The following is a 10,882-nucleotide window of genomic DNA, read 5'->3' as shown; positions in this document are numbered from 1 at the left end:
ATCTTTATCGTTGGGATGATCCGGTCTGGCACGACGTTGTTGGAGCGCATGTTGTCAGGCCACGATGAAATCGGCCCGCTTGGAGAGGTCTCTGTGGTCGGGCGTGCAATTGATACGGCGATCCATGAGGGGCAGGATCTCAAGCCAACGATTGCAGGGCTCGCAAAGCGATATGAGCCCTATCAAAACGTCGCTGGGGACGTTCGGTTTACAACCGACAAAATGCCCAACAATTATCTTTACATCGGTTTTTTGCGACAGGCGTTTCCAGATTGCAAAATCATTCTGGTTAAACGTGATTTTCGCGATATCGCTGTCTCGGCGTTTGAAACTTACTTCGATTCACCGGCGCTCAACTTTAGCTACACGGAAGCGGGCATTCTGAACCGTTTGAAATTGTTCGAAAATATGTCGTCCTATTGGGAGGCGATGGGCGATATCTGTACCGTTTGGTACGAAGACCTTGTGTCTGAGCCTGAACGCGTATTGCAGAGCGTGGCGGACTATTGCGGGTTTGAGTTGCAGCCTGAAATGACCCAACCGCAGCGCTCAACAACGGCGATTCGCACGGCGAGCCATTCCCAAGCGCGCCAGCCGCTTTACGCCAGCTCGCAGAAACGCTGGCAAGACGATGTGTGTGCCCAGTATCTTCCCAGCATCGTCAATGATGCGGACAATACCTCGATTGCGTGGCGCGTGGCTTGGTTGAATGACATGCAGCGACGTAGTTTGGCCTAGATATCCACGGGAAGCACGCCTGCGACTTTCATTTGGCGCAAGATGAAATTGGTGGTCGTGGTGCGCACGATACCGAGGCGCAGAAGGTCACGCATGATGAATTTCTCAAGGGTTTCCGGGTCGGTTGCGGCGACCTTTAAGATGAAGTCGAAATCGCCTGTGATTGAGGAGCATTCGAGCACTTGTTCGTTGCTTTGCACGAAAATCTGAAATTTGTTGATCGAGTCTTCGGTGTGATCGGCGAGCGAGACTTGCACATGGGCGAGGGCGTGAAGGCCCAGTTTTTTGCGATCCAAAATCGCGGCGTAGCGGGTGATGTAGCCATCTTCCTCAAGCCGTTTCACGCGGCGCCAACACGGTGAGGTGGAAAGGCCGACAGCTTCTGACAATTCTTGTGTGCTGGCGCGGCCATTGCGCTGCAAGGTCTTTAGAATGAGTCTTTCAAACGCATCGAGCATAATTTTACCTGATATTGGATGAATTCGAAGAATTTTCCCCCGATATTCGCCTATGGAGGCATATATAGGCACAATTTTTCCCAAAATCCAGAGCAGCATGTTTTGGAAAATGGGGAGGATTTTTTCATGCCTAAACACACAAAATATGCTGCAAAGCAGCCGGATGCGGCGGGCTTTATTCACTACACACCTGAGGAAGATAAAGTTTGGCAGGACTTGGCACTGCAACAGCAACCAAGGGTCAATCGTTTGATGGCCGACGCGTTTTTGGAGGGGCAGCGCAAACTGGACCTGCCGATGCATCGCGTACCGCAGTGCGTGGAAGTTTCGGAAACGCTGACTGATCTGACAGGTTGGAAGGTTGAGCCAGTCCCCGCCTTGATCGGATTTTCGCAGTTCTTTGAAATGCTGTCGAAACGCTGCTTTCCTGCGGCGTCTTTCATCCGTTCGCGTGAGGATTTCGATTACATTGAAGAGCCGGATATCTTTCACGAAATCTACGGCCATACGCCGTTGTTGACGAACCCGCATTTTGCCAAGTTTTCGCAAAAGATTGGGGAAATCGGCCTGCAATGCGAAAAGAGCGATTATTCGTGGTTGATCCGCCTCTATTGGTTCACAGTTGAATTTGGTTTGATGCGCGAAGAAGGCGAGATCAAAGCGTTAGGGTCGGGATTGGCGTCATCGCCGGGTGAATTGGCACATTCCGTGCATGAGCCAACGGTTGTGCGCAAAGAGTTCGATGTGATTGATATTTTGCGCACGCCGTATCGGATTGATATCAATCAACCGATCTATTTTGTGTTGGACAGTGTCGAACAGCTTTTGGAAGCGATTGAACGCGACCTGCTCGCAGACATCAAGGACGCGCAGCGCCTCGGGTTGCACGCGCCGACCTACGAACCGAAGAAAAAGGCGGGCTAAGGCAATGAGTGATTTAACATCAAAGACATGTAGTGCCTGTGAAGGTTTCGGTGCTGCCTTGAGCGAAGCCGAGATTGACGCGCTAAAAGCGCAGCTTGACCCCGCGTGGGAGGTTGATCTCGAGAGCCAGAGCCTCACGCGGAAGTTTGCCTATAAGGCGTTCGCCAAGGCGGTTTATACGGCCAATCTCGTGGCGTATGTCTGTGATAAAGAAGGGCATCACGCTGATATTTCATTCGGTTGGGGGTATTGCCATGTGACGTTCACGTCCCACGAGCTTGGCCGTTTGTCCGAAAATGATTTCATCTGTGCAGCCAAGGTGGACGCAGCGGCGTAGTCGCCGAGCCCAAGCACAAAAAAGCCCCGCCCTGTTGAAGGTGCGGGGCTTTTCTAATTTAGAGAACGTTTATGCGTTGGCAGATCGACGGCTTAGGACGAGCGCGACGAGGCCGATGATCGATGGAACCATTTGCGGCATTCCTGAACGGAAGGCGATGGTCACAGCTGCGCCGATGCCTGCGATTGCCACGAACAGCAGGAAGCAAGCGGCAATGTTGAACTGCCATTTCGGGTCTTTGATCAACAGAGACCAAATCAGGCCTGCAGCGAGGAACAGATTGTAGAGGCCTTGGTTGGCCGCCATCTGGATCGTTGGTTCAAACAGCTCTGGTGCAAAAGTTGTAAAGATTTCCGGCCCCTTGGTGGTCCAGGCGAACATCTCAAACCAAGCGATGTAGATGTGCAAAAGGGCGGTTAAAGCGATGAATGCGAGGGCGAGGAGTCTCATGTTGAAGTCTTTCTTCTAAATGTTTTGGCAGGAGAGGCGGGGTTTACTAGCTCGATTTGAGCGATTGAAAGCGCGGGGCGATCTGCGATCTTTGTTTGTCTTAGTTAATCATGAATTCACACGCTTGACGACCGATTACGTTGCGACTACCCATTCCGCAGGTTGCAGACACCTGCCTCCCGCGGCGGAAACGCTTTGGTTAAGATCTGTGAGTTACGTTTTGAAACCTCTTGTGCTTTGCGCGAATGGTAATGCGGGTTCCTTTCCTAAATGCGATGCCGTTTGAGGACATGAAACGATGGCTGATATGCCTGTTAATACATTCACCACCGGACGTTTGAGTTCGGTTTACCTGAAAACTGCCCTGCCGATTATCTTTGTGATGAGCATGAATGGCCTGCTGACCGTCGCGGATGCGGTGTTTCTGGGACATTATGTTGGCCCCGAAGCCTTAGCTGCGGTGACGTTGATCTTCCCGATTTATATGCTGCTGGTATCGCTCGCGACTTTGGTTGCGAGCGGGATGTCCAGCATCCTTGCCCGTCATCTTGGCGCGAGCGATATGAGCGGGGCGAAAGACGTTTTCGCTGGTGCGCATGGCTTGGCATTGGCGCTGTCGGCGTTTTTGATCGCGCTCTTCTTATTGTTTGGCGCGCCCTTGGTTTTGATGATGGCCGATGGATCGGCAGAGATTGCGGATATGGGATATGTCTATCTCATGATCACCATCCTGTTTGCGCCTTTGGTCTTTGTGCTGGCGGTGAATTCCGATGCGCTGAGAAATGAGGGTCGGGTCGGTTTTATGGCCGCGATGAGTCTCTGTGTGTCGCTGACAAACATCGGTTTTAACTATCTGTTGATTGCTGTGTTCGAAATGGGCGTGGCCGGGTCTGCTTATGGCACGAGCGCGGCGCAAATGTTGACCTTGATCATCATCGTCTCGTTTCGCACATGGGGGGTGACCGAGCTGCGTCCCAAGGTCTTGCTAAGCCATTCGTTGCGCTCGAGCTGGGGCCGGATTCTGGCACTTGGCGCGCCGCAAAGCCTGAACTTCATGGGTTTGGCGATTGGATCGGCTTTGGTCATCGCCGCGCTGCAATGGGTGCAAACGCCCACCTATGACGCCACGATTTCAGCCTACGGCATTGTCACGCGGGTCATTACCTTTGCCTTCCTGCCGCTCTTGGGCCTGTCGCATGCGATGCAAACGATCACGGGTAACAATTATGGCGCTCAAATGTGGGGGCGTTCTAACGCGAGCCTGCGCGTTACGTTGGTTGTCGCCACAGTGTATTGCGCGTTGGTGCAAGTTGTTGTGATGGTGTTTTCGCGGCAAATTGCGGGTGGGTTTGTGGACGATCCACTGGTGATCGATGAAGTCGCGCGTATCTTTCCGATCATGACCTACCTGTTCTTCGTGATGGGGCCGTTGATGATGATTGCGACCCACTTCCAAGCGATTGGGTCAGCAACATATGCGGCGGTGCTTGGGCTGACAAAACCCTACCTGTTTGCCATGCCGTTGACGCTGTTGTTGCCTTTGTGGATCGGTGAAATCGGGATTTGGTACGCTGGTCCAATCGCGGAAATCATGCTCTTGATTCTGACGGTTGTCGTGCTGCGTTTGGTTGCGCGGCGTGAGCAATTGAGATGGGGTTTGTTCGCGTCTGTTTGAGCTGAGGGAACCAAAAGGAGCGCCGTTTCGCAGCCGAATCGCGGCGCTTCTTTCTGGTGCTTTATGTCGCACAGGTGAATGGGGTACTGATTTTTCCATGATTTTCCCGCCATTTGCGGGAAAATTTAGCTGAACATGGGTAAGTTTTTGCCGCTTGTGTCGGTTCAGGCTTTTCGAACGCTAGAAAGTCCATATAGTTACAGCCTAAGAGCTCGTCGCCACACGAGACTATAATCTGGGGAGTACCGTGCCATGATCCGATCCGAACTGGTTCAGAAGTTGGCGGATGAAAATCCGCACCTTTATCAGCGTGATGTTGAACGTATCGTAAACACGGTCTTCGAAGAAATCACAAATGCGATGTCACGTGGTGATCGTGTCGAACTTCGCGGATTTGGCGCTTTTTCTGTAAAGAAGCGTGATGCGCGTATCGGGCGCAATCCTCGCACGGGTGAATCAGTGCCTGTCGAAGAAAAACATGTCCCCTTCTTTAAAACCGGTAAATTGCTGCGTGATCGGCTAAACGGAAAGTAACCAATGCGTTATATTAAGTATTTTGTGCTCGCTGTTATTGCAGTGGTCCTTATCTCTATTGCCTTGGGCAATCGTCAAATGGTGACGCTTGAATTGATGCATAGCGACTTGGCCGCTCTTGCGAACGATCTTGGGTTCACCTTCCTGACAGGTTCCATTGATCTACCACTGTTTGTTGTCGTCTTCGGTGGCGTCGCGCTAGGTCTTTTGATCGGCTTCATCTGGGAATGGATCCGCGAGTATAAAGAACGTGCAGCCGCCGCCGCGCAGAAACGCGAAATGGATCGTATGCGCCGCGAGATCAAACGCCTTAAAGCGGACAAGCATGAGGGCAAAGATGATGTCCTCGCGATCCTAGACGAAGCCAGCTAGGCCATGCCTGTTCTTGTTGGATCTGGCCGTGAGATATCGCAAGGGTCAAGCGTTTCAACAAAGATTTGCGGACTGTCGACGCTCATCGATGTTCTTGCCGCTGCGGACGCAGGTGCGAACTATGTGGGCTTTGTGTTCTTTGATAAATCGCCGCGCAACGTGAGCATTGAAAGCGCGCGTTCACTGGCTGTTGAGGTGCCTGTTGGTATCGTCAAAGTCGCGTTAACCGTAAATGCCACGAACGAGGAGCTTGATGCGATTACCGCAGCTGTGCCGCTCGATATGTTGCAATTGCATGGCAAGGAAACGCCAGAACGCGTGCTTGAGGTGAAGGCCCGTTACGGCCTGCCTGTGATGAAAGCGGTCGGTGTGGCGGATGCCAGCGATCTGCCTGCTTTGGCAAGTTATTCGGCGGTGGCGGATCAGTTGTTGATCGACGCCAAGCCGCCAAAGGGCGCAGATTTGCCCGGCGGCAATGGCATTGCCTTTGATTGGCAGTTGATTGCGGACTACGATTTTACGATTCCTTGGATGCTTGCGGGCGGCTTGACGCCGCAAAACGCTATGGAAGCGGTGCGCATGACGGGGGCGCGTCAGCTTGATGTCAGTTCGGGTGTCGAAGGCGCACCGGGCGTGAAGGACATCGCAAAGATCGCGGCCTTTGTTAAAGCCGTTCAATAGGTAGAGCAGCGCGCTATGCATTTGATTTCTGTAAACGGTGTTGAAGTGAGCGGGCTGATGAACCTGTTCAAATTCTTCCGACTGGCCTTTGCACTGCGAAAGCAAGGCTTGGCCTCTGCGGGATGTTTGTCCTTTGACATGTTCCGTTTTGAGAGCATGTTTTATCTGGTCGCGGTTTGGAATTCCGCGCCCGCGATGGAAGAGTTTCAGAAGAGTGATCTCTATCAGGACCTCATTCAAAATCGCCGCGGTATCGTGCGTTCGGCCTCAGGCATGCTCTATGAAAGCAAAGAAATGCCCACGCGTGAAGTCGTTGTGGCACAATGGCGCCGCGACAAGGGCTAAAATCTAAGAAACGAAGGTGGGAGCTACACCGATGCTAAGCCGACTAAAGACGTTATGGATGCACCATCGCGTGGTTTTTTCCGCCTTTCTCGCGTTGGTTTGTATCGCAAGCTACTTCGCGTTCAACGCTATTGCCGCTGCGATTTATTGGAACGATCCGCGCCATCAAGATCAACCGCTCGCGGCTTGGATGACATCGCGGTACGTGGCGCATTCCTACAACGTCCCGCCAAGGGTCATTGGACCCGCGCTGTTCTTCGATCCTGATGAACCGCCACGCCGTCATAGAATGGATGATATCGCCGAGAAAAATGGCGTGACCCTCGAAGAGTTGCAACAACGCGTAACAGAGGCTACCGCCGAATTTAGGGCGCGCCAAAATGACTGAAATCATCCTTGATCTGATCACAAACTACGGGGTTATCATCCTGCTTGTGGTGACCTTTCTGTCTTGTCTGTGCTTGCCGGTTCCGTCGTCGCTAATGATGCTTGCGGGCGGTAGTTTTGCGGCCACTGGCGATTTGAACCTGGCATCGACGCTGGCTGCTGCCTACTTTGGCGCGGTTGCAGGGGACAACACTGGCTATTTTCTCGCGCGCACTTTTGGCACCCGCCTGAACACCTGGCTGGAGGCCAACCCAAAGCGCGCTAAGCTGCGCGACATTGCCAAATCCTACATGGATAAAAAGGGCCCGATTAGCGTGTTCCTGTCTTGCTGGCTTGTTGCGCCGCTCGGTCCTTACGTCAATCTCGTCAGTGGTCTCACGCGTTATAATTGGGCGAAGTTTGCGCTGTGGGGTGCCTTGGGTGAGGTCGTCTGGGTCGGGATTTACATTGGGCTCGGCTATAGTTTCTCAAACCAAATCACCACCTTGGCCAGCATGCTTGGGAATGCCAGTGGCTTTATTGTGGCTTTGCTTGGTGTCTTCTTGCTCGGACGATGGCTATGGAAGGCGAGTGGGTCGAAAGCGCAACCCCAGCATTAAGGTCTTTTATACGGTTTTTTTGGTGATCTGCCTAAGATGCGGTCAGAATGAAGTCGCTCTCTAAGGGCGATTGCTCGCTTTACCCATGTTGCGGGTTCAGTTACAGAAAACCAACCCGATTTGGAGCAATGATATGGCAGACGATCTTTTCAACTCATTCATGAACGGCCCGGACGAAAACGGCCGCTTTGGTGACTTTGGTGGCCGCTTCGTTTCTGAAACGTTGATGCCGCTTATTCTGTCGCTGGAAGAAGTATATGAGAAGGCCAAGACGGACGATGCGTTCTGGGCTGAAATGAACGATCTGTGGACGCATTATGTGGGCCGTCCTAGCCCGCTCTATTTCGCAGAGCGTCTGACAGAACATCTTGGCGGCGCTAAGATTTATCTGAAACGCGACGAGCTGAACCACACGGGCGCGCATAAGATTAACAACGTTTTAGGCCAGATCATTCTGGCGCGCCGCATGGGCAAAACGCGCATCATCGCAGAGACGGGCGCAGGTCAGCACGGCGTTGCGACGGCGACGGTTTGCGCCAAATTCGGTCTGAAATGTGTGGTCTACATGGGCGCGCATGATGTGGAGCGCCAAGCGCCGAACGTCTTCCGCATGCGTCTGCTCGGCGCGGAAGTGATTCCTGTGACCTCTGGTCGTGGCACTTTGAAAGACGCGATGAACGACGCGCTGCGTGATTGGGTGACCAACGTGCGCGACACGTTCTATTGCATCGGTACGGTTGCTGGGCCGCACCCGTATCCAGCGATGGTACGCGATTTCCAATCCATCATCGGTAAGGAAGTACGCGAGCAGTTGCACGAAGCTGAGGGTCGTTTGCCCGATACGTTGATCGCGGCGATTGGCGGTGGTTCAAACGCGATGGGTCTGTTCTTCCCGTTCCTTGACGACAAGGACGTGAACATCATTGGTGTTGAAGCGGGCGGCAAGGGCGTGAACATGAAGATGGAGCATTGCGCCTCTTTGACGGGCGGTCGCCCTGGTGTTCTGCACGGCAACCGCACCTATTTGCTGCAAGATGATGATGGTCAAATTCTAGAGGGCTATTCGATTTCTGCCGGTCTGGATTATCCGGGCATCGGGCCAGAGCATGCATGGCTGCACGAAATCGGCCGCGCGCAATATGTGTCGATCACCGACAAAGAAGCGCTTGAGGCGTTCCAACTGTCGTGCTCCTTGGAGGGGATCATCCCTGCGCTTGAGCCATCCCACGCGCTGGCGCATGTGATGAAGATCGCGGGTGATCTGCCCAAAGATCATTTGCTGGTGATGAATATGTGTGGCCGCGGCGACAAAGACATCTTCTCTGTTGCGAAGCACTTGGGCTTTGACATGAGCGGCCCTGAAGGGCGCGTATTTGAGTAGCGCTTAAACTCTTTAATTAAGAACAATTAGAAGGCGTCAATCTGTTGATTGGCGCCTTTTCTGCACTCAGGCATGCTTGGACAGTCAGAGAATTATGTTGGTTGGCTCTCACTTGCCTGTCTTATTGACATTATAAATGTCATTATGACAATAATAATGTCATGAATGATACAGAATCCCTTTACCGGCTCATTTGGATGTCTCGTCCTTTGATGCAATCCGCCGAAGCTGCAGTTGAAAAAGGCTTGGAAGGCACCGGATTAACGGTCAGAACACGAGCCGTTCTCGAAGTTCTATTGACGCTGCAAGCGGCAACCGTGCCTGACATCGCTCAGAAGCTAGAGATCAAACGCCAGTATGTGCAGCTAATGGTGAACGAAACCCTCGCGGAGGGGCTGACAACCAAACAGGAAAACCCGCGTCACAAACGATCCACTCTCATAGCCTTAACGCCAAAGGGGCAGGCATTGATTGACGAGGTGGTACAGCGCGAAATGGATCTCGTTAGGTCCCTCAGTAAAGGATTGGACCCCTCCGAAATTGAGACAGCGGTTAAGGTCGTTCAGAGGGTTATGGAAGACATAAAATCAGAAACAGGACGTGCTTAAAATGATTTGGAGTGTAGTTGCTTTTGTTGTTCTTGCTTTAGCGGTTTGGTTTGCCGATGGCATCCGCAAGATCGGAGCTGTGAGTTCCGGTGAACCGATTGGTGATCGTTCAGGCACGGCCTTGCTGTTGATCGATCTTCAATCTGTTTTTTGGGACGCGAACATATTCACTGACGCGGCGAAAAGCGAAGTAAAGACACAGGTTTTGGCCGAGGTCGAAGCGGCCAAATCAAACCAAATTCCAATCATTGCGATACGACAGGAGTGGTCAATTCCGTCGACGAAAGCAGTAGCAAGGACGTTGATGAAGGGGCAGGCGATTGAAGGAACATCGGGCACCGAAATTGCAGGCCCCTTTAAAGGTCTTGCGGACCACGTCTTGGTCAAGCGTGTGCAGGACGCATTCGAGACCAAAGAACTTGATACATTGCTCGCGCAATTAGAAGTCGGAACGCTTCATTTGGTGGGTCTTGATACGAAATATTGCGTTGCCAAGACCGCGCTTGCAGCCCGCCAACGCGGATATAACGTTGAGATCGTAAAACAGGCTGTCCTGTCCGCTGATCCAAAGGGCGCGCAACAAACATTAGAGATGCTCACGAAGCAGCAAGTGACACTTCGCTGAGTTATAGTTTTCGCTCAAATGGCAGGCATGAGGCTGGTGCTTTCCGCCAAAGGCCAAAACCTAGTGCCTCAGATCAACGGCGTGGCGAGTTCAGCGAGGTCTTCGAGTTGCTCGGGGGCGTCGCCGACGATTGCGAAGCTGCCTGTTTCGCTTTTCCATGTTGCCATATGAACATCACCGAAGGCGCGCAGGGCGGTGCCTGCGGGGGTGCCTGATCCGTTGAGCAAGCCACATAGCGCAATCACTGCACCGTTGGCATCCGTGTACATCAACTGAGCCACGGGTTTGCCAGCGGCCACCAACAGACGGGCGCCTTGGAAGGTAAATCCTGCGGCAGACAGATCAGGGACCTTGAAATCAAAGCCAACTTCTTTGCTGAGCCATTTTTCGATGTGATCTTGCTCGGACGCCGGAACTTCCACGAGGTGCCGGGTTTGGCGGGCGTAGATCTGATGGTATTCCGCGACCTCCCCGAGCCAGCTCCGCGCGGCGGCGACTTGCACGGGTTCGACTTGCGTGCGAGAGGCCCACATGCCGCCAGCGCCAAGCAAGAGGCCAAGTGCAAGCATAGCTGCCAACGAGCGCCAAGGCGCGCGGTTGGTGTTTGCGGCGGCTAGCGCAGGCGTTGTTTCTGGTTCGGGCGTGATGGACGAAGGTGCCAGCGAGAGCGTTTCAGGCACGGGTTCTGCGAGCAGTTCGTCAAAGGCACCGCGAAGATCCGTGTTGAGCTCAAAGAGCGCTTCCAGTTCCGCCGCGACGCGCGGGTCT

At 53.1% G+C, this 10,882-nt stretch carries 16 protein-coding genes; 13 read left to right on the top strand and 3 right to left on the bottom strand.

From position 1 onward, the window contains the following. Nucleotides 1–738 (top strand): sulfotransferase (locus tag ABJQ89_RS19525; protein WP_348497826.1); only part of this gene is annotated, 738 nt, incomplete at its 5' end. On the opposite strand, the gene ABJQ89_RS19520 is transcribed toward ABJQ89_RS19525, so the two are convergent. Continuing rightward, the gene (locus tag ABJQ89_RS19520; RefSeq protein WP_348497825.1) at nt 735–1,196 is read right to left on the bottom strand and encodes an Lrp/AsnC family transcriptional regulator; all 462 of its coding nucleotides are present in this window, start codon (nt 1,194–1,196) and stop codon (nt 735–737) included. The two genes, ABJQ89_RS19525 and ABJQ89_RS19520, sit on opposite strands and share 4 nt — an antisense overlap. Before the next feature lie 126 nt (nt 1,197–1,322). Between ABJQ89_RS19520 and ABJQ89_RS19515 the strand changes: the two genes are divergently transcribed. After that, nucleotides 1,323–2,120, top strand: coding sequence for a phenylalanine 4-monooxygenase (locus tag ABJQ89_RS19515; protein ID WP_348497824.1), 798 nt, complete (start codon nt 1,323–1,325; stop codon nt 2,118–2,120). A gap of 4 nt (nt 2,121–2,124) precedes the next feature. After that, nucleotides 2,125–2,457: a 4a-hydroxytetrahydrobiopterin dehydratase gene (locus ABJQ89_RS19510; protein ID WP_348497823.1), complete on the top strand. Its 333-nt coding sequence runs from the start codon at nt 2,125–2,127 to the stop codon at nt 2,455–2,457. A gap of 69 nt (nt 2,458–2,526) precedes the next feature. Here the strand turns inward: ABJQ89_RS19510 and ABJQ89_RS19505 are convergent, their stop codons facing one another. After that, the gene (locus ABJQ89_RS19505) at nt 2,527–2,907 is read right to left on the bottom strand and encodes a DUF1304 domain-containing protein (RefSeq protein ID WP_348497822.1); all 381 of its coding nucleotides are present in this window, start codon (nt 2,905–2,907) and stop codon (nt 2,527–2,529) included. A gap of 298 nt (nt 2,908–3,205) precedes the next feature. Here ABJQ89_RS19505 and ABJQ89_RS19500 point away from each other — a divergent pair, with 298 nt between their 5' ends. The 10 genes from ABJQ89_RS19500 to ABJQ89_RS19455 all read left to right on the top strand — a co-directional run bounded on the left by ABJQ89_RS19500 (nt 3,206) and on the right by ABJQ89_RS19455 (nt 10,114). After that, nucleotides 3,206–4,582 carry an MATE family efflux transporter gene (locus ABJQ89_RS19500; RefSeq protein WP_348497821.1) on the top strand — a complete coding sequence of 459 codons (1,377 nt, stop codon included), beginning with the start codon at nt 3,206–3,208 and terminating at the stop codon, nt 4,580–4,582. A gap of 252 nt (nt 4,583–4,834) precedes the next feature. After that, nucleotides 4,835–5,116 (top strand): integration host factor subunit beta, encoded by a 282-nt coding sequence (gene ihfB, locus ABJQ89_RS19495; protein WP_348497820.1) that lies wholly within the window; start codon nt 4,835–4,837, stop codon nt 5,114–5,116. A 3-nt stretch (nt 5,117–5,119) separates the two neighbouring features. After that, nucleotides 5,120–5,488 carry a LapA family protein gene (locus ABJQ89_RS19490; protein ID WP_348497819.1) on the top strand — a complete coding sequence of 123 codons (369 nt, stop codon included), beginning with the start codon at nt 5,120–5,122 and terminating at the stop codon, nt 5,486–5,488. A gap of 3 nt (nt 5,489–5,491) precedes the next feature. Then, the gene (locus ABJQ89_RS19485; RefSeq protein WP_348497818.1) at nt 5,492–6,169 is read left to right on the top strand and encodes a phosphoribosylanthranilate isomerase; all 678 of its coding nucleotides are present in this window, start codon (nt 5,492–5,494) and stop codon (nt 6,167–6,169) included. 15 nt (nt 6,170–6,184) lie between these two features. Further along, on the top strand, nt 6,185–6,514 hold the full coding sequence (locus ABJQ89_RS19480) for an antibiotic biosynthesis monooxygenase (protein WP_348497817.1): 330 nt from the start codon (nt 6,185–6,187) through the stop codon (nt 6,512–6,514). Between the two features lie 31 nt (nt 6,515–6,545). Further along, a complete protein-coding gene (locus tag ABJQ89_RS19475; protein WP_348497816.1) occupies nt 6,546–6,902 on the top strand; it encodes a hypothetical protein in 357 nt (118 codons plus the stop codon). Beyond that, entirely contained in the window at nt 6,895–7,500 is a 606-nt protein-coding gene (locus tag ABJQ89_RS19470; RefSeq protein WP_348497815.1) for a DedA family protein, read from the top strand. The genes ABJQ89_RS19475 and ABJQ89_RS19470 overlap by 8 nt, the downstream gene beginning before the upstream one ends. A 133-nt stretch (nt 7,501–7,633) precedes the next feature. Continuing rightward, on the top strand, nt 7,634–8,881 hold the full coding sequence (gene trpB, locus ABJQ89_RS19465; protein ID WP_348497814.1) for a tryptophan synthase subunit beta: 1,248 nt from the start codon (nt 7,634–7,636) through the stop codon (nt 8,879–8,881). A 161-nt stretch (nt 8,882–9,042) separates the two neighbouring features. Further along, nucleotides 9,043–9,489 carry a MarR family transcriptional regulator gene (locus ABJQ89_RS19460; protein WP_348497813.1) on the top strand — a complete coding sequence of 149 codons (447 nt, stop codon included), beginning with the start codon at nt 9,043–9,045 and terminating at the stop codon, nt 9,487–9,489. A gap of 1 nt (nt 9,490) precedes the next feature. Next, the gene (locus ABJQ89_RS19455; RefSeq protein ID WP_348497812.1) at nt 9,491–10,114 is read left to right on the top strand and encodes an isochorismatase family cysteine hydrolase; all 624 of its coding nucleotides are present in this window, start codon (nt 9,491–9,493) and stop codon (nt 10,112–10,114) included. A gap of 68 nt (nt 10,115–10,182) precedes the next feature. On the opposite strand, the gene ABJQ89_RS19450 is transcribed toward ABJQ89_RS19455, so the two are convergent. Next, the coding region (locus ABJQ89_RS19450) for an anti-sigma factor (RefSeq protein WP_348497811.1) at nt 10,183–10,882 on the bottom strand (700 nt) is incomplete at its 5' end.

The organism is Planktotalea sp. (assembly GCF_039984035.1).
Classification (GTDB): Bacteria; Pseudomonadota; Alphaproteobacteria; order Rhodobacterales; family Rhodobacteraceae; genus Planktotalea.
This window is presented reverse-complemented; position numbering and strand designations above follow the sequence as displayed.